The sequence below is a fragment of the Devosia polycyclovorans genome (genome assembly GCF_042181575.1).
Taxonomy (GTDB): Bacteria; Pseudomonadota; Alphaproteobacteria; order Rhizobiales; family Devosiaceae; genus Devosia; species Devosia polycyclovorans.
Map to the genome: position 1 here is coordinate 2,391,901 of NZ_CP170082.1, position 21,139 is coordinate 2,413,039.

A 21,139-nucleotide genomic window follows, 5' to 3' on the forward strand; every position below is an offset into this window, starting at 1 on the left:
GATTGGTTGATCTTTTCGGTGCTGGCCGTTAGACGGCCTGATAGCTTTTCGATTACCCAGACGCAAGGGCCGCCCGGCACCATGGCACTCAGAAATCAAGTGTTCATCTGGATTGGGCTGCTCATCGCCCTGGTCCTGTTGCTCTGGGTGTTCCGCGGCATACTCTTACCCTTTGTCGTAGGAGCCGCGCTGGCCTATTTGCTGAACCCGCTGGTCAACCAATTGCAGAAGTGGCGGTTCAGCCGCGCTTGGGCGACCGTGGTGGTATTGTTCAGCGTCCTGACCGTTGTGATCAGCCTGTTCTTCATGTTTGTACCGCTGATCGGCCAGCAGATCATCGGTCTGATACAGCGCCTGCCCGGTTATGTCGGCGATTTGCAGGAGCTTGCCGCGGCCTGGTCGCCGGAAATCAATGCCTGGCTAGGGCCGGAACGCGCTGCGCAAGTGCAGACCAGCCTGAACGATTTGACGCGCCAGACGCTGGGTTTTATCGCCACCTTGCCGGCCGAGCTGGTCAATATCGGCCTGACCGGGGCGGCTGTGGTTGGTTTCACAGTGCTGGCGCCCGTGGTTGCGTTTTATCTGCTGCTTGATTGGGAAGGCATGGTTCGCGGCATCGACGACCTTCTGCCCAAGCAGCACAAGGGCGAAGTGAAGGGCGTTCTGCGCGAGATCGACAAGTCCATGGCCGGGGTCATTCGCGGGCAGGGCAGCGTGTTGCTGCTCGATGCGGCGTTCTATGCCACTGCGCTGAGTGTGATTGGCCTCAATTACGGCCTGGCCGTTGGCTTGATCGCGGGGCTGTTCAGCTTCGTTCCCTTTGTCGGATTTGCCCTGGGCCTTGGGCTTTCCGTCGGCATTGCTCTGGTGCAATACGCGCCCAATTGGTGGATGATCGTTCTGGTGGCTGGGGTTTACTTCTTCTGGCAGTTCATCGAGGGCAATGTGCTCTATCCCAAGCTGGTGGGCTCCTCGATCAACATCAATCCGGTCTGGATGATGTTCGCCCTGTTGGGCCTAGGCGCCATTTTCGGTTTTGTGGGGCTGTTGCTCGCCGTGCCCATGGCAGCCATTGCCTCGGTGCTGGTGCGTTACGGTGTGCGGAAGTACAAGGAAAGCTCGCTCTATCTCGGTCCGCGGCGAGCGCCCCATGACGATGTTGCATCCTGAGCATGGTCCGCGGCAGTTGCCGCTCGATCTAGGACATGAACCTTCCCATGCTGAGGACGACTTCCTGGTCGGGGCGGGCAATGCGATGGCGCATGCCCGCATCCTTGCCTGGCCGCATTGGCCCGATGGCGTGACCCTGTTGATTGGCCCGACAGCGTCGGGCAAGTCGCATCTGGCCCGGATCTTCTGCGAACGAAGCCAGGCCGTGATGGTGACTCCAGACTCGATTGCCCAGATTGCTTCAGAGTCTGGGCAGGAGGCTCTTCTGGTCGAGGATGTCGACCGGCTGGACTATGACGAGCACCATCTGTTTCACCTGCTCAACCAGGCCATGCGCGGCTCCCGGACTCTGCTTCTCACCGCGCGGGAGGAGGTTGCAACCTGGTCGCTTGAGACCGATGATGTGCGCTCCCGGATACGTAGGGCGCCAGTTTTCCGGCTCGCAATCACGGACGACATTGAGTTGTCACAGATGTTCGTGAAATTGTTTGGGGATCGACAGATCAAGGTCGACCCCAAGGTGATCGGCTATGTGGTGCCGCGCATGGAGCGCAGCTCCGAGGAAGCCGCGAGCCTTGTTGAACTTATGGACAGGCTGGCTCTTGCCAAAGGGTCGGCTATTACCCGCACAATAGCGTCGGAGGCCCTGGCGCTGCGCCGCCGAGCGCGTGGGCACGACCGGCCACAGGATTGGGACGCTGAAATCGATGAATGAGATGACCGAAATTGCCGAAGCTGAAGGATCGGTTCCGGATGTCGAGGCGCTGCGCACCAGCCCGGCGCGCTTCGTCAATCGCGAGGTCAGCTGGCTCCAGTTCAACATGCGGGTGCTTGAAGAGGCCGGGAATGAAGCGCATCCGCTGCTGGAACGGCTGCGCTTTGTTTCCATCTCGGCCAATAACCTTGATGAATTCTACATGGTGCGCGTGGCGGGGCTGAAGGGCCAAATTCGCGCTGGCATGACCAAGCAGAGCGCCGATGGCCTCTCGCCGGCCGAACAGCTTGAGGAAATTGCGACGCTTGCCCAGCATCTGCAGCTCGAGCAGCAGGATCACTGGAAGGAACTGCGCGAAGAGCTATTTGCGCAAAACGTGGTGATACACGAGACCGACGATCTGACCGGTGACCAGGTCGCCTATTTGCAAAAGCTGTTCCGCGAGGAAATCTTTCCGGTCCTGACGCCAATTGCCGTCGACCCGGCCCATCCGTTCCCGTTTATTCCCAATCTGGGCCTGGCGCTCGCCTTCGAGTTGAAACGTCCGAATTCCGATCAGCATCTGACGGCCCTGGTTCGCATTCCGAGCAATCTGGACCGCTTCATCAATTTGCCCAGCGGGCTGGTCTCAGACGGCCGTTCTGAGGTTGTGACCATCGATACGCTGGTCAAGCTCTTCTTTCACAAGATGTTTCCGGGCCATGAAGTGGTTGGTTCGGGGGCGTTCAGGGTCATTCGCGACAGCGAAATCGAAATCGACGATGAAGCCGCAGATCTAGTGGTGGAATTTGAGAGTGCGCTACGCCAACGCCGCCGCGGTCAGGTGATCCGGCTGGAGATCGAGAGGTCCATGCCGCGGGCCCTCAAGCGCCAGATTGGCGAACAGCTCGGGGTCAAGGAAGCTGATGTCTTTGAGGTGCAAGGCTTCCTGGGATTGGCCGATGCGCGCAAGATCTGCGACGTCGATCGCCCCGATCTCAAGTTCACGCCCTATCTGGCTCGGTTCCCGGAACGTATCCGGGACTATAATGGCGACAGCTTCGCTGCCATCCGTGCCAAGGATATCCTGGTGCATCATCCGTTCGAGAGTTTTGACGTGGTGGCGCAGTTTCTGATGCAGGCGGCGCGTGACGCGGATGTCGTAGCCATCAAGCAGACGCTTTACCGCACCTCTTCGGACAGCCCGATCGTCAAGGCCCTCATTCTGGCGGCCGAGGCGGGCAAGTCGGTGACTTGCCTGGTGGAGCTGAAAGCGCGCTTCGATGAGGAAGCAAATATCCGCTGGGCGCGCGATCTTGAGCGGGCCGGGGCGCAGGTGGTGTTCGGCTTTGTCGAGCTCAAGACACACGCCAAGCTCAGCCAGGTGGTACGGCGCGAAAAGGGCAAGCTCGTCAGCTATTGCCATATCGGCACCGGCAACTACCACCCGATCACCGCCAAGATTTATACCGACCTGAGCTACTTCACCATCGACCCGGCGATTACGCGCGACGTGGCGAGGGTGTTCAATTTCATCACGGGTTATGCGCGCCCGACAGAACTCGAGACTATCGCCGTTTCGCCCGTCAATCTGCGCCAGACGCTGCTTGATAATATCGCTCATGAAATCGAGCTGGCCAGCAACGGCCAGCCCGCGGGCATCTTGCTCAAGATGAACTCTCTGGTCGATCCACAGGTGATCGACGCGCTCTACGACGCGAGCCAGGCTGGTGTGAAGGTTGACCTGATCGTTCGTGGCATCTGCTGCCTGCGGCCCGGAATTCCCGGGTTCTCCGACAATATCCGGGTCAAATCGGTGGTCGGCAGGTTCCTTGAGCACAGCCGCATCTATTGTTTCGGCAATGGCGAAGTCATGCCCTCGCCGCGGGCCAAGGTCTATATATCATCGGCCGATATCATGGGGCGCAATCTGGATGGGCGAGTGGAAACGCTGGTTCCGATCCTCAACGAAACGGTGCACAAGCAGATTCTGGACCGGATTATGGTTGCCTATCTCAAGGACAACCAGCAGAGCTGGGAAGTGCTTCCCGATGGCAGCTCCCATCGTGTAAGGGTGAGCGAGGGCGAAGAACCCTTCAACGCCCACGACTACTTCATGACCAATCCTTCGCTGTCCGGCCGCGGCAGTGCGGGCGAGGCGGAGACTGACGAGGATTAAATTGACACAGTTTTGGGGCGTCGATGCCGATCCGACAGCACAAGGGCGAATCAAAGGCGCCCGACCCGTTGCGGTTCTGGACATCGGCTCCAATTCGGTTCGCCTTGTCGTCTATGAGCGACACGCACGTGCCCTGACGCCGCTGTACAACGAAAAGTCTGCCTGCGCCTTGGGCCGCGGCATCGCGCAGAGCAAGCGCCTTGCTGATGCCAATATGGAAAAGGCCTTGGAGGCCATGAAGCGCTTCGCGCTCGTGGCCCGCATGATGCGTGTCGGCAAAGTTTATATTCTGGCGACCTCCGCCGTTCGCGATGCGGCTAACCGCGACGAGTTCGTCTCGTCGGTCGAGGCTATCATGGACGCGCCGGTCCGCGTGCTGAGTGGCCAGGAAGAGGCGCACTACGCGGCGCTGGGCGTGGTCGCCGGCATTCCCGGCTTCAGCGGCATTGTTGGGGACCTCGGCGGTGGGAGCCTTGAACTCTCCGACATCGCCGATGGTCACGACACCAATGGCGAAAGCTTTGAGCTAGGTGTCATCCGGCTGCAGGATGATGCGGATGGCTCGCCAAAAAAGGCGGCGGCGCTGGCCCGGGAACGGCTCGAGGGCTCGATCCTGAAGACGGCGAAGAAGGGCGCGCAGTTCGCGGCGATCGGCGGTACCTGGCGCGCCCTTGCCAAGCTTCACCAGGGATTGCGCGACTATCCCCTGCACATGGTGCAGGATTATGTGGTGCCCGCCGATGACATGGTCGCCTTCTGCGAGGAAATTGCAGCAGCCGATGCGCTCAAGGGTTACCTGGGCGCGGGGGACGTCAGCAGTTCTCGCCGGGAACTAGTTCCTTTCGGTGCGGCAATCATGGCCGAGATTCTCAAGGCCGGACAGTTCGGCAGTGTGGTGTTCTCGGCATTGGGGGTTCGCGAAGGCTACCTCTTTGGAATGCTCGATGAGCGGGAGCGTGCAATCGATCCGCTCATTCAGGGCGCCGAAGAATTGTCCGTGCTGCGTTCCCGTTCGCCGGCCCATGCCAATGACCTTGTCGAGTTTTCGGCGCAGTACTTTTCCGCCGTGGGCATCGAGGAAACTGCAGCGGAAGCGCGGCTGCGGGTCGTTGCGTGCTTGTTGGCAGATATAGGCTGGCGCTCGCACCCGGACTATCGCGGGCCGCAGAGCGTGGATTCGGTGGCCTATGGGTCACTAACCGGTGTCGATCACCCGGGCCGATCATTTCTGGCACAGACGCTCGCGGTTCGCTATGACGGCCTCAAGGCCAAGTCGGCGCTGGTTCTCGCGCCGCTGGGGTCGGAGGCCCTGACCCAGCGCGCGCGGCTGATCGGATCGATGATGCGCGTGGCCTATCCAATGACGGCGGCGATGCCTGGCATCCTGCCAAGGACGCGGTTCCGTCTTGACGAGGATACGCTCGTCCTTAAGTTGCCGGGTGACTTCGCATTCCTTGATGGCGACCACCTGCGGAACCGCCTGCGGCAGTTTGCCGAGGGTGCGGGGCACGCCAAATGGCGGGTCGATGTAGGGTAGGCGCCGAGCCTATTCGGCTGCCTCGGTCTGACTCACCGAGAACTCGATGATGCCCTTGCGTGTCGCCACCAGGCCGATACGGCCATGCTTGATTGCCAACGCCTTTTCGCCGAACAGCTTGCGGCGCCAGCCTTTCAGGGCGGGCACGTCGGCATCGTCGTCCAGCACAAGCGCGTCGATCTCGTCTGATGTGGCAATGATCCGGGCGGCAACACCATGCTGCTCGGCCACAGCCTTGAGCAGCACGCGGACCAGATCACCGATCGCACCCTTGGGTGAAGGACCGCGATAACGTTCGGGCAGGCTGGGCAGAGCCGACTTGGGAAGAGCATCAACCTCCCGGAGCAGGGTCATGATCTCGGCGGCGGCCGCGCTGCGACCAAAACCGCGGGGCACGGCGCGCAACTTTTCGAAGGCGTCGGCGGTGAGCGGGCGCTGGGTCGCCAATTCACCCAGCACGTCGTCCTTGAGGATGCGGCTGCGCGGCTGGTCGGTGTCCTGCGCCTTTTGCTCGCGCCATTGCGCCAGCACCTTGATGGCGGCCAGATCGCGCGGGCGATTGAACTTCATCTTTAGCCGGTTCCAAGCCTGGTCAGGCTGGACTACATAGGTGTCGATGCTGCGCAACGTGGCCATCTCGTCTTCGACCCAGTCCCAGCGTCGCGTGGCTTCGACCTGCTTGCGCAATTCGCGGTAGATGTCGCGCAGCCAGGTGACGTCAGCCAAAGCGTAGATGCGCTGCTTTTCGGAAAGCGGGCGGGCGGACCAATCGGTGAAGCGCGAGGATTTGTCGAGTTCGACCTTGCAGATCGACCGGACCAGACTGTCATAGGAGGCGCTGTCGCCAAAGCCGCAAACGCTGGCGGCAACCTGAGTGTCGAAGATGTTGTGGGGCACTGCACCCGTCAGCTTGACGAAAATTTCGACGTCCTGACGCGCGGCATGGAAGACCTTGGTGACATTGGGGTTTGCGAGAAGAGCAAAAAACGGTGCCAACTTGATGTCGGGCGCCAGCGGATCGATCAGCACCGCTTCGTCATCAGTGGCAACCTGGATCAGGCAAAGCCGCGGCCAGTATGTGGTTTCACGCAGGAATTCTGTGTCGACCGTCACAAATTCGAACTGGGAAGCGCGCTCGCAGAAAGCCGCCAGCGCTTCTGTGGAAACTATGAGGTCCATACGTACTACCGTCTCAAATTCGTCACTATTCTTCCTAGCAGGTGCGGATCGTTAGCTCCACCTTGGATTTTCCTCGCAGTGAAGAGGCTGATCGCGAGAAGTCCTGCCGCCTTGACAAGCGGGGCGCGCCATGCGCTTTTCCCGCCCGAGATTCCGGCCTTTATTCAGCAATTTCGAGACCTGACATGACCCTTCATCGCTACCGTTCCCACACCTGTGGTGCCCTTTCGGCGGGCGATGCGGGCAATAATGTGCGCCTCTCAGGCTGGGTGCATCGCGTGCGTGATCACGGCGGGTTGCTGTTCATCGATCTGCGCGACCATTATGGCATTACGCAGTGCGTCATCGACCCGGATTCTGACGCGTTTGCCACCGCAGAAACCGTGCGGTCCGAATGGGTGCTGCGGATCGATGGAGAGGTGAAGCTGCGCGACGCGGCGGTGGTGAACCCGAACATACCAACCGGAACGATTGAGGTTTTCATCCGGGAGATCGAGGTGCTCTCCGCGGCCAAGGAACTACCGCTGCCGGTCTTCGGCGAAGCCGAATATCCCGAGGACATCCGCTTGCGCTACCGCTTCCTCGATCTGCGCCGCGAGAAACTGCACGGCAACATCGTCAAGCGTACCAAGATCATTTCCGCGATGCGCGCTGGAATGGGGGAGGCCGGGTTCACCGAATTTTCGACTCCGATCCTGACGGCCTCTTCACCCGAAGGCGCGCGCGACTTCCTGGTGCCCAGTCGCATTCATCCCGGCAAGTTCTTTGCCCTGCCGCAGGCGCCGCAACAGTATAAGCAACTGCTCATGGTGGCTGGCTTCGACCGCTACTTCCAGGTTGCTCCGTGTTTCCGCGACGAGGACCCCCGTGCTGACCGTCTGCCAGGCGAGTTCTACCAACTCGACCTGGAGATGAGCTTTGTGACCCAGGAAGACATCTGGAACACGGTCGAGCCGGTGATGACCGAGGTGTTTGAGAAATTCGCTGACGGCAAGCCGGTGACCAAGGGCTGGCCGCGCATTCCTTATGCCGAAGCCATTCGCAAGTATGGCTCGGACAAGCCAGACCTGCGCAACCCAATTGAAATCCAGGCTGTGACTGAGCATTTCGCCGGTTCCGGTTTCAAGGTTTTTGCCAACCAGATCGAGGCCGATCCCAAGGTTGAGGTTTGGGCCATTCCGGCCAAGAACAAGGCGGGCGCCGAGCCCATTGGTCGCGCGTTCTGCGACCGCATGAACGCTTGGGCGCAGGGCGAGGGGCAGCCGGGCCTTGGCTATATATTCTTCAAGGAAGGGCAGGGGTCGGGTCCGATTGCCAAGAATATCGGCGAGGAGCGGACGGCGGCCCTCAAGGCGCAGCTGGGGCTGGAAGACGGCGACGCGGTGTTCTTTGTCGCTGGGCGTCCGGAGAAGTTTTACAAGTTTGCCGGTGAGGCGCGCACCAAGGTCGGTACCGATCTGGGCGTGGTCGACACGGACCGCTTTGCCCTGTGCTGGATCGTCGATTTCCCGTTCTATGAGTGGGACGAGGAGGAAAAGCGCGTGGACTTTGCTCACAATCCCTTCTCCATGCCGCAGGGTGGGTTGGAAGCACTTAACGGCGAAGACCCCTTGTCGCTTACGGCCTATCAGTATGACGCGGTATGCAATGGTTTCGAGATTGCCTCGGGTTCGATCCGTAATCAGGAGCCGGAGACCATGGTCAAGGCATTCGAACTGACCGGCAAGTCCCGCCAGGAGGTCGAAGAGCAGTTTGGTGGGCTGTATCGCGCCTTCCAGTATGGTGCTCCGCCGCATGGTGGCGCCGCCTTCGGTATCGACCGCATCGTGATGCTGCTGTGTGGGGTGCAGAACCTGCGCGAAATTACCGCCTTCCCGATGAACCAGCAGGCGGAGGACCTCCTTATGGGGGCTCCCAGCGCTCCTGCTGCCAAACAGCTTCGTGAACTGAGCATCCGGTTGAACGTTCAGAGCTAGATTGCCGGGGACCAATTGAACTGCATAGGGGCGGCCGCGACCGCCCCTTTTGCTTATGGTTAGCGCGGATTAACCAGCATTAATGGTCCGTTAAATCCTTGCTTGCTACCCAAGTAGGCAAGAATTTCCCGGTTCGGATTCGCGGTGTGAAGTCGAAGTTTTCCCATGTCCTGATGCTTTTGGGCGCCATACTGGCGTTTGTGCCCATTATCGCGGTGGACTATCTGCTGGACGCCTATGTCCAGTACCGGGAAAAAGCGAATGCGCAGCTATATGTTGAGATAGTCAGCTCACACATCAATTCAAGTGCGATGGATGGTGTCGTGGCCCTGCGCCATGTCATCGCGGCCAGCCCTTCGCTGTGCACGCCCACCTTCGTGACCAACGCACAGGAAGCTCTCGAGGGTGGCCTCAACCTCAAGCAGTTCCTCGTGGAGAATTTGGACGGCGTGCAATATTGCGACGCCTATGGCCGGGTCGTGGACTATTCGCCCCTGTCGCAGCCCCTGCCGGTTCCTGGGCTGACTGAGACCTTGGCGGTGGTCAAGCTGGGCGAGATGAACATGCCGGCGCTCAAGATTGCGCAGACCTTTGGCGAGACGAGACGGGTATCGACCTTCGTTCCGCTGCTGGGACAGTCGGAATCCGCCCTAAATAAAACCATGCCGGATGCGGCCATGATGCGGGTCACCCTCACCAATGGCCTCTCGATTGTGACATTGGGCGATCCATCGGGTTTCGACCGGCGTCAGTCCAGCGCCGATTATATCAGTGCCCAGGGCTATGCAGGGCAGTTTCCCATCAAGGTTGAATACGCAGTTCCATTCGCGATGGTGAGGGCCGGCTATGCCGATCTCGACGTGGCATTCACGATAATCGCCTGTCTGGCCAGCGCGATCTTTCTGATCCTCAGCCTGAGCTATGTGCGACGTTCCCGCGTTCCGGCCTTTGACCTGGAACGGGCCATTGAGCGGAACGAGATCAAGCCATATTACCAGCCGGTCATCAACCTACGCACTGGCGCGCTGGTCGGCTGCGAGGTGCTGTGCCGCTGGGAGAAGCGAAACGGGCAGGTGATACCCCCAGGCGCCTTTATCGACTATGCGGAAGTCACCGGACTCGCCATTCCCATGACGGTTTCGCTGATGCAGCAGGTACGAAACGATCTGGGAGAGCTCTCCAAGACGCTGCCGGAAATGAAGATCTCGATCAATCTGTTCGAGGGCCATTTCCGCGACGTTGGCATCGTGGAGGATGTGCAGGCGATTTTCGGGCAATCGCCCATCAACTTCCGGCAATTGGTGTTCGAGATCACCGAACGCCGGCCGCTGACCAACTCCATGGCCACCACGAGCGTGATTTCGGGCCTGCATGCGCTCGGCGCGCGGCTGGCCATGGACGACGCCGGGACGGGGCATTCCAATCTGGCCTATCTGGCAACGCTGGGCGTCGACGTCATCAAGATCGACCGCATCTTCGTGGACATGATCAAGCCGGGGACGACACAGGTGCCGGTTTTGGATGGGCTGATTGCCATGGCCAAGGACCTCGACTGCGAGATCGTCGCCGAAGGTGTCGAAACAGAAGAACAAGCGCTTTACCTGCGTTCAAGGGGCGTATTGCACGCGCAGGGCTATATCTTTGCGCCCGCATTGAAGGTGACAGCGTTCAAGGAACTGGCTCTGGCTCTTCATTCCGCGTCCAATCCACAGCCACGACTCGAGGTGGTCGCCTCGGCGGCCTGATCCCGTGCAAGGGACCCAATCGGACCCTTCATCGCCTCGCTGTCGCCAGCCTGTCATCGCAATCGTTGCATTTTTCGGAGGCGCCGCAATTTTGCCGCCGACTCGACGGCTTGGGTCTTTCTGGCCTTTTCAATCTCGTTGATTGATGGCACCAACGCCGCCAAAGGGCCTGCCGGGAGAGAGTTACGTGTCCACCGATATCAATGAGCAGCGCAAGGCACTTCGGGAAGCGGCGCTGCATTTCCACGAGTTTCCCAAGCCCGGCAAACTGGAAATCCAGCCGCTCAAGCCGCTCGGCAACCAGCGCGATCTGGCGCTCGCCTATTCGCCTGGCGTGGCGGCGCCCTGCGAAGAGATCGCGCAGTCGCCGGAAACGGTTGCTCGTTATACCTCGCGGCAGAACCTGGTGGCGGTCATCTCCAACGGAACGGCGGTACTGGGGCTGGGCAATATCGGTGCTCTGGCTTCCAAGCCGGTGATGGAAGGCAAGGCGGTTCTGTTCAAGAAGTTCGCCGGCATCGATGTGTTCGATCTCGAAATCGACGAGCTCGATCCGAAAAAGTTCACCGATGCTGTGGCGCCGCTCTGGCCCACTTTTGGCGGCATCAATCTCGAAGACATCCGTGCCCCGGACTGCTTCGAGATCGAAGAGGCGCTGCGGGACCGGATGCCAATCCCAGTCTTCCACGACGACCAGCATGGTACCGCGATCATTGTCGGTGCTGCTGTGCTGAATGGCCTGGAACTGGCGGGAAAGAAAATCGAAGACGTCAAGATCTGCACGTCCGGTGCGGGGGCGGCAGCCATTGCCTGCCTCAATGTGCTGGTAGCCCTCGGCGCCAAGCATGAGAATATCTGGGTGGCGGACAAGGACGGCCTGGTTACCCACAAGCGCAATGACATCAATGACAAGTGGCGCGGCCAGTTCCGGCGCACCAGCGATGCGACAACACTGGCAGAGGTCATTGATGGTGCCGACGTGTTCCTGGGCCTTTCAGCGGCAGGCGCCTTGAAGCCCGAGATGCTGGCCAAGATGGGCCCCAAGCCGCTGATCCTGGCCCTGGCTAACCCCAATCCGGAAATCATGCCGGAACTGGCCAAGGAAACCAGGCCCGATGCCATGGTGTGCACAGGGCGCTCGGACTACCCCAACCAGGTCAACAACGTCTTGTGCTTCCCCTTCATCTTCCGCGGCGCGCTCGATGTGCATGCCACGACCATCAATGAAGAAATGAAGCTGGCCGCGGTGCGGGCCATCGCCAAGCTGGCGCGGGAGCCTGGGCTGGAGGTGTCGCCTTCTGGTTCTCCTGCGGTCTATGGGCCTGAGCACATTATTCCCAATCCATTCGATCAGCGGCTGATCCTGCGCATTGCTCCGGCTGTGGCTCGCGCCGCGATGGAATCGGGCGTGGCCAAGCAGCCGATTGCGGACTGGGATGCCTATCAGGACAGCCTCAACCGTTTCGTATTCCGCTCTGGGCTCGTGATGAAGCCGATCATTGACCGGGCGCAGGGAAAGGGCAAACGCATTGCTTTTGCCGACGGCGAAGACGAGCGCGTGTTGCGCGCCGCGCAGGTGCTACTCGAGGAAGGTATTGCCCGCCCGATCCTGATAGGGCGTCCGGCGGTGCTGGAGGCACGCATCGAGCGGTTCGGCCTCAGCATTGAGCCGGGCAGGGACTTTGAGGTCATCAATCCCGAAGATGATCCGCGTTACCGCGACTATGTGAGCCTGTTCCATTCGCTGGTGGGGCGCACCGGTGTGACGCCAGATACGGCGCGAACCATTGTGCGGACCAACACCACAGTGATCGGCGCGCTTGCCCTGAAGCGTGGTGAAGCCGATGCCATGCTTTGCGGTCTGCAGGGGCGCTTTATCAAGCATGTGCGCGATATCAAATCGGTGCTGGGCATGCAGCCGGGGGTGACGGAGGCCTCCGCGCTCTCCATGCTGATCATGCCGCGAGGCGCGTTTTTCCTGACTGACACCTATGTCAACCAGAACCCCAGCGCCGACGAGATTGTCTCGATCACGCTGCAGGCGCGCGATCACCTCAAGCGCTTCAACATCGAGGCCAAGGCGGCGCTGCTGAGCTATTCCAATTTTGGGTCGCGGGATGGGGACAGCGCCTACAAGATGCGCGAGGCCTATGCCAAGCTCAAGGCGGTTGCGCCGGATCTGATTGTCGAAGGCGAAATGCAGGGCGACCTGGCGCTGAATGAAGGTCTGAGAGAGCGCTACATCCCCGATACCATTCTCAAGGGTGAAGCCAACCTGCTGGTGTTCCCCGATCTCGACGCGGCCAACCTTTCCATGACGCTGCTCAAAGAAATGAACAATGGCCTTGCTGTCGGCCCAATCCTGATGGGCACTCAGGCACCGGCTCATATTCTTGCGCCGTCGGTTACAAGCCGCGGCATTGTCAATATGGCGGCCATTGCAGCCAATGAAGCCCTTGGAGAAACGATTTGATTCGACACACTGTCAGCTTCACGCTCAAGCATGCCGCGGGATCGGATGCGGAGCGCGATTTCCTGGACGCAGCACTGGTTCTGGCCGCCATCCCCGGTGTCACGCGGTTTGAACGGCTGCGCCAAGTAAGCCCGAAGACCGATTTCGCTTTCGGCTTCTCCATGGAGTTCGCCGATCAGGCCGCTTATGACGCCTACAACGCCCATCCCGATCACGTTGCTTTCGTGCAGGAGCGCTGGGTGCCCGAGGTCGAGCGGTTCCAAGAGCTCGACTACGTTGCGCTGTAACGCATCGGGGTGCTAAGAGCGAATATCCGCACCTAAAGGCCGAGAGGATGTCTCATGAACCAGATCGCTGTGTTCAGTGGAGGCGCGCATCCTCGCCTGGCTGAGGAGATCTGCGCGGAACTTGCAGTTCCGCTCCTGCCAACGCAAATCAAGCGTTTTTCCAATGATTGCCTCGAAGTGCAATTGCAGGCCAATTGCCGCGAGCAGGACGTTTTCCTGGTGCAGACGCTGAGCGCCCCGGTGCAGGACCATCTCACCGAATTGCTGTTAATGCTGGACGCTGCGCGCGGCGCTTCGGCGGCCAGGATCACGGCGGTCATTCCGCATTATGCCTATGCGCGCTCGGACAAAAAGGACGCGCCGCGGATTTCCATTGGCGGCCGCCTGGTTGCAGACCTGCTCAAGACAGCCGGCGCCGACCGCGTGCTGACCATGACGCTGCACTCACCGCAGGTGCACGGCTTTTTCAGCGTTCCAGTAGACCACCTGCATGCGCTGCACGAATTGGCGCGGCACTTCCGGCGCTATGATCTGTCCAACACCGTGGTCGTCTCTCCCGATCTGGGTAACGCCAAAACGGCTGCGGCCTTTTCCCGTGCGCTGGGGCGCCCGGTCGCGGCGGGTGCCAAGGAGCGGATTTCGGACACCAAGGTGCATATCTCGGCCATTATTGGCGACGTCTCGGGGCGTGATGTAATCGTGCTGGACGACGAAATCGCGAGCGGCGGATCGGTCCTCGAACTGCTCCACCATCTGCGCGCCAATGGTGCGCGATCGGTTCGCGTTGCCTGTACGCATGGTATCTTTGCCGGCAATGCGGTGGCGCGGCTGGCCGCGGAGCCGGATATCGAAGAGATCGTGTGCACCAATACGCTGCCCAATGCACTGGCCCAGCCGCATGCGAAGCTAACGGTGCTATCGGTCGCCCCCGCGCTCGCCGAAGCGATGCGCCGGATCAACAATGGCGATTCTGTCAGCGCACTATTTGGGGAAGCTGGACATCCGCATCGTACTGCGGCCGAATAGGGAAACCGCTCCTTAATCCCTTGTCAGGCATGGTTGGCTGTCTTCAATCGGTCTGTCCATGTCCACCCGACTCAAACGTCCTGCATTCTGGCGTCCTCTGGCTCTGACCGTGACCCTGCTGGGGTTTCAGGGCTATCTGGGCTATTCGGCGATATCGGGTCAGTTCGGCATCGAGAATCGAGAAGATATCCTGGCCGATATTGAAATCCTGCAGGATCGGAGCGCCGCTTTGCAGGCCGAGATCGAAGCCTATCGGCATCGGGTTTCCCTGATGAATCCGCGGCATCTGGACCCGGATATCGTCACCGAAAGAGCGCGGGCGCTGTTGAATATGGCCAATGCCGAGGATGTCCTGGTGATGGTCAATCCGGACACCGGTAAACCAATTTCCGGTCAATTCGTTGAATTAATCGACGATCAGTTAATCTCGATTATACAAGCGGATTCAACCCTTTAGGCAGTGTTACCGAGCCTTCAGGAGGCAATGTTATTGCCTTGGTGCTTGCAGTATGATGCCCGAGATGGCCTGATGGCCTAAGCGGCAAATTCCCGACCCAAGCGGAGTGTAGAATGGCGCGCAAGGCGACGGCCACCAAGGCCAAGACGCAGCCCAATGTCCCCCAGTTCACCGAAGAACAGGATCTCGAGGCGTTTCGCGAGATGCTGCTGATCCGGCGGTTCGAGGAAAAGGCCGGCCAGATGTACGGCATGGGCCTGATTGGCGGTTTCTGCCACCTCTATATTGGACAGGAGGCGGTTGTGACCGGCATCACCATGGCCTCTGAGAAGGGCAAGGATGCCCAGATCACTGGCTATCGCGACCACGGCCACATGCTGGTAATGGGTCTCGACCCCAAGGGCGTGATGGCCGAACTGACCGGTCGACAGGGCGGCTTGTCGAAGGGCAAGGGCGGCTCGATGCACATGTTCTCCAATGAACACCGCTTCTATGGGGGCAATGGCATTGTGGGAGCTCAGGCTTCGCTTGGCACTGGCCTTGCCTTTGCCAGCAAGTACAAGGGCGACGGTTCTGTTTCGATCACCTATTTTGGTGACGGTGCTGCGAACCAGGGCCAGGTCTATGAGAGCTTCAACATGGCCAAGCTCTGGAACCTGCCGGTGGTCTACATCATCGAGAACAACAAGTACGCCATGGGCACCTCAACGGAGCGTTCCTCGGCGACGACGGACTTTTCCATGCGTGGCGCCTCGTTCAACATTCCGGGCGAGCAGGTCGACGGCATGGATGTGCGCATGGTCTATGACGCTGCCCAGCGCGCCATCGAGCACGCCCGGTCCGGCAAGGGCCCGTATATCCTTGAGATGCTGACCTATCGCTATCGTGGCCACTCGATGTCGGACCCGGCCAAATACCGGTCCAAGGACGAAGTCACCAAGTACCGCCAGGAGCGCGACCCGATCGAACAGGTGCGTGTTCGCCTGCTGGAAGGTGGTTCGATCAGCGAAGAAGAACTCAAGAAGATCGAGACCGAAATTCGCGCCATCGTCACCGAGGCGGCAGAGTTCGCCACTAACGATCCTGAGCCGGAAGCGTCCGAGCTCTGGACCGATATCACCATCGAGGCCTAAGGCACGATGACCATCCTCCTCGGTGTCATTGTGCTGTTTGCCGTGCTGTCGGCGGTCATGGCCGCCGCGCAGGCAATGGCGATCAGCAGGCTGGCGCCGTCCGGCGCCTGGCGCGGCTGGCTCTTCGGCTGGTGGCGTTTCGCCGAGGTCGAGCGCCTGGCAGGTCTGGCCGGCGCGGCTCAGGCAGGCATCTACAAGCGTGCGGTGATCGCCACTGTTGCCTTTGTGCTGCTTGGCTTGATCCTGAGCGGCTGGGTGGTCAACCAGCGCCCAAACGGCGCTACCGATATCTCGTCCAAGAAATTTAATGGCTGGCGGGTCGATACCGCTGTCCTGAACCTGAATTCCTCTATTCGCCCGATGGTCTCCATGCCCGGCGCGATCCCTGTGGAGAGCTGATATGCCCCAAGTCCTCATGCCCGCTTTGTCGCCGACCATGGAAGAAGGCAAGCTTGCCAAATGGGTCGTCAAGGTTGGCGATACGGTGAAGTCCGGTGACGTGCTGGCGGAAATCGAAACCGACAAGGCGACGATGGAAGTCGAGGCGGTTGATGAAGGCACCGTGAGCGAAATCCTCATCGAGGAGGGCACCGAAGGTGTGAAGGTCAACACCCCGATCGCTGTCGTGTTGGCAGAGGGCGAGAGTGCGGGGGAGGCCAAGGCGCCAGTTGCCGAAACCGCGCCGGAGCCTGCTGAGGCTCGCGTTGCTGCAGCAGAGAAGGCTGCCGACGCCGCACCTGCTGTTGCGGCTGCACCTGCCGCCCCGAAGTTCGAGCCACAGGCCGATCCCGACCTGCCTGAAGGCGTGGAAATGGTCGAAATGACCGTCCGCCAGGCCCTCAACGAGGCCATGGCCGAGGAACTGCGTCGCGACAAGGATGTCTTCATCATGGGTGAGGAGGTCGCTGAATATCAGGGCGCCTACAAGATCACCCAAGGCCTGCTGCAGGAGTTCGGCAAGGATCGCGTGATCGACACCCCGATCACCGAGCATGGCTTTGCGGGTCTGGCTGTCGGTGCCGCTTTTGCTGGTTTGAAGCCCGTGGTTGAGTTCATGACCTGGAACTTTGCAATGCAGGCCATCGACCAGATCATCAATTCGGCTGCCAAGCAGCTTTATATGTCTGGCGGCCAGGTGAAGGCGCCGATGGTGTTCCGCGGGCCGAACGGCGCCGCCGCCCGCGTGGGTGCGCAGCACAGCCAGGACTACTCGGCCTGGTACAGCCACGTTCCGGGCCTGACCGTCATCGCACCCTATAGTGCTGCCGACGCCAAGGGCCTGCTCAAGGCCGCCATCCGTTCGCCCAATCCGGTGGTCTTCCTCGAAAACGAAATTCTCTACGGCTCTACGGGTCTCGTGCCGCAGGTCAATGACTTTGTGCTGCCGATCGGGAAGGCCCGCATTGCCCGCAAGGGGGCGGACGTGACCATTGTCTCGTTCTCCATGGGTATGCGTTACGCAACCCAGGCGACGGAAAAGCTGGTTGCTGCCGGCGTCGACGTGGAACTCATCGATCTGCGTACGCTGCGTCCGATGGACAGTGACACGGTCATCGAGTCGGTGAAAAAGACCGGTCGTCTGGTGACTGTGGAAGAAGGCTGGCCCCAGAGCGGTATCGGTGCCGAACTATCGGCCCGCGTCATGGAGGGCGCCTTCGACTATCTCGATGCACCGGTGATGCGCGTCACCGGCAAGGACGTGCCCATGCCTTATGCCGCCAACCTCGAAAAGCTGGCGCTGCCCAACGTTGATGAAGTGATCGCGGCCGTGAATGCCGTGACCTATCGGTCTTAGGGAGATCCGGGATGCCAATCGATATTACCATGCCGGCGCTCTCTCCAACGATGGAAGAGGGCAAGCTTGCCAAGTGGCACGTCAAGGAGGGCGATAGCGTCTCTTCCGGTGACGTGATTGCCGAGATCGAAACCGACAAGGCCACGATGGAAGTCGAAGCCGTCGATGAGGGCAAGATCGGCAAGATCCTTGTCGAAGAAGGCACCGACAATGTGAAGGTGAATGCCGTCATCGCCGTGCTGCTGCAGGAAGGCGAAGACGCGAGCGCCATAGGTTCCGCTGCGCCCGCGCCCAAGGCTGAGGCACCGAAGCCCGAGGCTGCCAAGGCTGAAGAGCCGAAGGCAGTAGCTGCGGCTGCGCCCGCACCGGCCGCGAAAGCCGAGGCACCCAAGCCGGCCCCGGCGCCAGCCAAGAGTGAGGGCGGGCGGGTTTTTGCCTCCCCGCTGGCCAAGCGCCTGGCTAAGGAAGCCGGCATTGACGTCGCTGCGATTTCCGGCACCGGCCCCAAGGGCCGAGTGATCAAGGCCGATGTGGAAGCGGCCAAGTCCGGGAAGGCGCCGCTCAAGGCCACTGCATCTGCTCCGGCCGCGTCCGGTGGTGCTGCCATGGCTGGCGGTCTCAGCAAGGCCCAGGTGCTGGCGATGTATGAGGAAGGCACCTACGAGCTGGTCCCGGCCGATGGCATGCGCAAGACCATTGCGGCGCGCCTGACCGAGAGCAAGCAAACGGTGCCGCATTTCTACCTGACGGTGGATTGCAAGATCGATGCGCTGCTGGCCGCTCGTGAGCAGATCAATGCGACTGCGCCGAAGAACAAGGACGGCAAGCCGGAATTCAAGCTTTCGGTCAATGACTTCGTGATGAAGGCCTGGGCCATTGCGCTGCAGCGCGTGCCCACGGCCAATGCCACCTGGGCCGGAGATTCGATCCTCTACCACAAGCGCTCCGATGTTGCCGTGGCCGTGGCCATTCCGGGAGGCCTCTTCACCCCGGTGGTCAAGAGCTGTGACACCAAGACCCTCAGGGAAATCTCCGAGGCGGTAAAGGATCTTGCTACCCGCGCGCGCAACAAGAAGCTGATGCCGCATGAATATCAGGGAGGGGCATCCGCTGTCTCGAACCTGGGCATGTTCGGCATCAAGGACTTTGCCGCCGTCATCAACCCGCCGCATGGCACGATCCTGGCGGTCGGCGTGGGCGAGGAACGCGTCTATCCCGACAAGGGGGAGATCAAGATCGGCCAGTTCATGACCTGCACGCTCTCCTGCGACCATCGCTCGGTCGATGGCGCACTGGGCGCGGAAGTCCTCGGCGTGTTCAAGGGTCTCATCGAAAATCCGGTGATGATGCTGGCGTAAGGGGCAGGGGATGAAAACCATTCTCGCCTATGGCGACAGCCTGACCTATGGCGCGGATCCCGGTGGCGGTCCGCGGCATGCCTATGAGGATCGCTGGCCGACCACGCTCGAAAAGGGTCTCGGCGGCAAGGCGCGCGTGATCGCCGAGGGCCTTGGCGGTCGCGCCACGGCTTATGATGACTGGACGGCCGCGGCCGATCGCAACGGCGCCCGCATCCTGCCTACGCTCCTCGACAGCCACAAGCCACTCGATCTGGTCATCATCATGCTGGGCACGAATGATCTGAAGCCCTTTGTTGCCGGTACTGCCGCCTATGCGGCACGTGGTGCGCGGCGCCTTGTGGAAATCACGCGCGGCCACTTCGCGGCAACGGGTGAACCGGCGCCGCAGATCATTCTCGTGTCACCGCCGCATGTGGTGGAAACGACCAATGAGGCCATGCTGAGCAACTTTGGTGGTCTCGACCACCTCCTGCGCGAGTCGCAGGATTTTGCCCGCCACTACCGACGCCACGCCGAGGAAACCGGGGTGCACTTCTTCGACGCCGCCACGGTCGCCAAGGCCGATCCGCGCGACGGCGTGCATCTCGACCCGGCCAATACAAGCGCTATCGGCGCAGGTCTCGTGCCGCTCGTCAAATCCGTTCTGGGTCTCTGACCCACACACTCTGGAGGCCCTTATGGCTGACCAATACGATCTTCTCGTCATCGGCGCCGGTCCCGGCGGCTATGTCGCCGCCATCCGCGGCGCGCAGCTGGGCATGAAGGTGGCCATTGTCGAACGCGAACACATGGCCGGCATCTGCTCGAATTGGGGTTGTATTCCCACCAAGGCGCTTCTGCGCTCGGCCGAAATCTATGGCCATATGGGCCATGCCAAGGACTATGGGCTCACGGCCGAAAAGTTCGGCTTCGATCTCGACGGCATCGTCAAGCGTTCGCGCGCTATTGCGGCGCAGATGAACAATGGCGTGCAGTTCCTGATGAAGAAGCACAAGATCGACATCATCTGGGGCGAAGCCACCATCACCAAGCCTGGTGAGATCAAGGTTGCGGCCAGCAAGAAACCAATCGTGCAGCCGCAGGGTCCGGTACCGAAGAATGCGCTGGGCGAGGGCGCCTACAAGGCCAAGAACATCATCATCGCCACCGGCGCTCGTCCTCGCGTTTTGCCGGGCATCGAACCAGACGACGACAAGATCTGGACCTATTTCGAGGCGCTGAAGCCGGCGGAGATGCCCAAAAGTCTCGTGGTGATGGGTTCGGGTGCCATCGGCATCGAGTTTGCATCCTTCTATCGCTCGCTGGGTGCCGAAGTGACCGTGATCGAACTGCTGCCGCAGATCCTGCCGGTGGAAGATGCCGAGATTTCGGGGCTCGCCCGCAAGCGACTGGAGAAGCGCGGCATCAAGTTCCTCACCGAAGCCAAGGTGGCCAAGGTGGAAAAGACCAAGGATGGCGTGATCGCCCATGTCGAGACCAAGGATGGCAAGACCCAGCAGATTGCTGGAGACAGGTTGATCTCGGCCGTTGGGGTGCAGTGCAATATTGAAGGGCTGGGCCTGGAGACCGTGGGCGTCAAGACCGAACGTGGAGCCATTGTCATCGACGCCTATGGCAAGACCAATGTCGAGGGCATCTGGGCCATTGGCGATGTTGCCGGGCCGCCCATGCTGGCGCACAAGGCCGAGCATGAAGCGGTCATCACCGTCGAGAAGATCGCCGGCATGAAGGTGCATGGCCTCGACAAGACCAAGGTACCGGGCTGCACTTATTGCGAGCCGCAGGTTGCTTCTGTCGGATTGACCGAAGCCAAGGCCAAGGAAGCCGGGCGTGAAATCAAGGTCGGCCGCTTTCCCTTTGTGGGCAATGGCAAGGCCATCGCTCTGGGCGAACCTGATGGCCTCGTGAAGACCATTTTCGACGCCAAGACCGGGGAACTCTTGGGCGCCCACATGGTTGGGGCCGAGGTCACCGAACTGATCCAGGGCTTTGTGGTCGCAATGAACCTCGAAACCACCGAAGAAGAGTTGATACACACCATATTCCCGCATCCCACGCTGAGCGAGACGATGAAGGAAAGCGTGCTCGACGCCTATGATCGTGCGCTGAACATTTGATCGTCGCGGA

17 protein-coding genes are annotated in these 21,139 nt (G+C 60.6%); 16 read left to right on the plus strand and 1 reads right to left on the minus strand.

The genetic code is table 11. From position 1 onward, the window contains the following. Nucleotides 1-81: 81 nt before the first annotated feature. From ACE4RL_RS12035 to ACE4RL_RS12050, 4 genes are read left to right on the plus strand one after another with little or no spacing between them, the layout of a single operon-like run. The gene (locus ACE4RL_RS12035) at nt 82-1,170 is read left to right on the plus strand and encodes an AI-2E family transporter (protein ID WP_375597372.1); all 1,089 of its coding nucleotides are present in this window, start codon (nt 82-84) and stop codon (nt 1,168-1,170) included. Next, entirely contained in the window at nt 1,151-1,885 is a 735-nt protein-coding gene (locus ACE4RL_RS12040; protein WP_375597373.1) for a hypothetical protein, read from the plus strand. The genes ACE4RL_RS12035 and ACE4RL_RS12040 overlap by 20 nt, the downstream gene beginning before the upstream one ends. Beyond that, complete coding sequence (locus ACE4RL_RS12045; protein ID WP_375597374.1) at nt 1,878-4,043, plus strand: RNA degradosome polyphosphate kinase; 2,166 nt, start codon at nt 1,878-1,880, stop codon at nt 4,041-4,043. The genes ACE4RL_RS12040 and ACE4RL_RS12045 overlap by 8 nt, the downstream gene beginning before the upstream one ends. Before the next feature lies 1 nt (nt 4,044). Further along, nucleotides 4,045-5,580, plus strand: coding sequence for an exopolyphosphatase (locus tag ACE4RL_RS12050; protein WP_375597375.1), 1,536 nt, complete (start codon nt 4,045-4,047; stop codon nt 5,578-5,580). A 9-nt stretch (nt 5,581-5,589) separates the two neighbouring features. On the opposite strand, the gene rnd is transcribed toward ACE4RL_RS12050, so the two are convergent. Then, nucleotides 5,590-6,759 carry a ribonuclease D gene (gene rnd / locus ACE4RL_RS12055; protein ID WP_375597376.1) on the minus strand — a complete coding sequence of 390 codons (1,170 nt, stop codon included), beginning with the start codon at nt 6,757-6,759 and terminating at the stop codon, nt 5,590-5,592. A 185-nt stretch (nt 6,760-6,944) separates the two neighbouring features. Between rnd and aspS the strand changes: the two genes are divergently transcribed. The 12 genes from aspS (at nt 6,945) to lpdA (ending at nt 21,129) form a co-directional block, all read left to right on the plus strand. Next, nucleotides 6,945-8,735 carry an aspartate--tRNA ligase gene (gene aspS / locus ACE4RL_RS12060; protein WP_375597377.1) on the plus strand — a complete coding sequence of 597 codons (1,791 nt, stop codon included), beginning with the start codon at nt 6,945-6,947 and terminating at the stop codon, nt 8,733-8,735. A 146-nt stretch (nt 8,736-8,881) separates the two neighbouring features. Continuing rightward, nucleotides 8,882-10,480: an EAL domain-containing protein gene (locus ACE4RL_RS12065; protein WP_375597378.1), complete on the plus strand. Its 1,599-nt coding sequence runs from the start codon at nt 8,882-8,884 to the stop codon at nt 10,478-10,480. 145 nt (nt 10,481-10,625) lie between these two features. Beyond that, nucleotides 10,626-12,953, plus strand: coding sequence for an NADP-dependent malic enzyme (locus ACE4RL_RS12070; RefSeq protein ID WP_375597379.1), 2,328 nt, complete (start codon nt 10,626-10,628; stop codon nt 12,951-12,953). Next, nucleotides 12,950-13,240 (plus strand): Dabb family protein, encoded by a 291-nt coding sequence (locus tag ACE4RL_RS12075; protein WP_375597380.1) that lies wholly within the window; start codon nt 12,950-12,952, stop codon nt 13,238-13,240. The genes ACE4RL_RS12070 and ACE4RL_RS12075 overlap by 4 nt, the downstream gene beginning before the upstream one ends. 54 nt (nt 13,241-13,294) lie before the next feature. Continuing rightward, on the plus strand, nt 13,295-14,266 hold the full coding sequence (locus ACE4RL_RS12080; RefSeq protein ID WP_375597381.1) for a ribose-phosphate diphosphokinase: 972 nt from the start codon (nt 13,295-13,297) through the stop codon (nt 14,264-14,266). 109 nt (nt 14,267-14,375) lie between these two features. Next, on the plus strand, nt 14,376-14,723 hold the full coding sequence (locus tag ACE4RL_RS12085; RefSeq protein ID WP_375597382.1) for a septum formation initiator family protein: 348 nt from the start codon (nt 14,376-14,378) through the stop codon (nt 14,721-14,723). A 113-nt stretch (nt 14,724-14,836) separates the two neighbouring features. Then, entirely contained in the window at nt 14,837-15,856 is a 1,020-nt protein-coding gene (gene pdhA, locus ACE4RL_RS12090) for a pyruvate dehydrogenase (acetyl-transferring) E1 component subunit alpha (protein WP_375597383.1), read from the plus strand. Nucleotides 15,857-15,862: 6 nt separating this feature from the next. Continuing rightward, nucleotides 15,863-16,255 carry a hypothetical protein gene (locus ACE4RL_RS12095; protein ID WP_375597384.1) on the plus strand — a complete coding sequence of 131 codons (393 nt, stop codon included), beginning with the start codon at nt 15,863-15,865 and terminating at the stop codon, nt 16,253-16,255. 1 nt (nt 16,256) lies between these two features. Continuing rightward, the gene (locus ACE4RL_RS12100) at nt 16,257-17,651 is read left to right on the plus strand and encodes a pyruvate dehydrogenase complex E1 component subunit beta (protein WP_375597385.1); all 1,395 of its coding nucleotides are present in this window, start codon (nt 16,257-16,259) and stop codon (nt 17,649-17,651) included. Nucleotides 17,652-17,662: 11 nt separating this feature from the next. Next, nucleotides 17,663-19,009, plus strand: a complete 1,347-nt coding sequence (locus ACE4RL_RS12105; protein ID WP_375597386.1) for a pyruvate dehydrogenase complex dihydrolipoamide acetyltransferase — start codon at nt 17,663-17,665, stop codon at nt 19,007-19,009. Between the two features lie 10 nt (nt 19,010-19,019). Then, nucleotides 19,020-19,667, plus strand: coding sequence for an SGNH/GDSL hydrolase family protein (locus tag ACE4RL_RS12110; RefSeq protein WP_375597387.1), 648 nt, complete (start codon nt 19,020-19,022; stop codon nt 19,665-19,667). A gap of 22 nt (nt 19,668-19,689) precedes the next feature. Then, nucleotides 19,690-21,129 (plus strand): dihydrolipoyl dehydrogenase, encoded by a 1,440-nt coding sequence (gene lpdA, locus ACE4RL_RS12115; protein ID WP_375597388.1) that lies wholly within the window; start codon nt 19,690-19,692, stop codon nt 21,127-21,129. Nucleotides 21,130-21,139: the final 10 nt, after the last annotated feature.

Coding starts and splice junctions, on each gene's coding strand:
- ACE4RL_RS12035 (WP_375597372.1), top strand. CDS start 82: ATGGCACTCAGAAATCAAGTGTTCATCTGGATTGGGCTGCTCATCGCC.
- ACE4RL_RS12040 (WP_375597373.1), top strand. CDS start 1,151: ATGACGATGTTGCATCCTGAGCATGGTCCGCGGCAGTTGCCGCTCGAT.
- ACE4RL_RS12095 (WP_375597384.1), top strand. CDS start 15,863: ATGACCATCCTCCTCGGTGTCATTGTGCTGTTTGCCGTGCTGTCGGCG.
- ACE4RL_RS12070 (WP_375597379.1), top strand. CDS start 10,626: ATGGCACCAACGCCGCCAAAGGGCCTGCCGGGAGAGAGTTACGTGTCC.
- ACE4RL_RS12080 (WP_375597381.1), top strand. CDS start 13,295: ATGAACCAGATCGCTGTGTTCAGTGGAGGCGCGCATCCTCGCCTGGCT.
- ACE4RL_RS12100 (WP_375597385.1), top strand. CDS start 16,257: ATGCCCCAAGTCCTCATGCCCGCTTTGTCGCCGACCATGGAAGAAGGC.
- ACE4RL_RS12045 (WP_375597374.1), top strand. CDS start 1,878: ATGAATGAGATGACCGAAATTGCCGAAGCTGAAGGATCGGTTCCGGAT.
- aspS (WP_375597377.1), top strand. CDS start 6,945: ATGACCCTTCATCGCTACCGTTCCCACACCTGTGGTGCCCTTTCGGCG.
- ACE4RL_RS12110 (WP_375597387.1), top strand. CDS start 19,020: ATGAAAACCATTCTCGCCTATGGCGACAGCCTGACCTATGGCGCGGAT.
- pdhA (WP_375597383.1), top strand. CDS start 14,837: ATGGCGCGCAAGGCGACGGCCACCAAGGCCAAGACGCAGCCCAATGTC.
- ACE4RL_RS12105 (WP_375597386.1), top strand. CDS start 17,663: ATGCCAATCGATATTACCATGCCGGCGCTCTCTCCAACGATGGAAGAG.
- rnd (WP_375597376.1), bottom strand. CDS start 6,759: ATGGACCTCATAGTTTCCACAGAAGCGCTGGCGGCTTTCTGCGAGCGC.
- lpdA (WP_375597388.1), top strand. CDS start 19,690: ATGGCTGACCAATACGATCTTCTCGTCATCGGCGCCGGTCCCGGCGGC.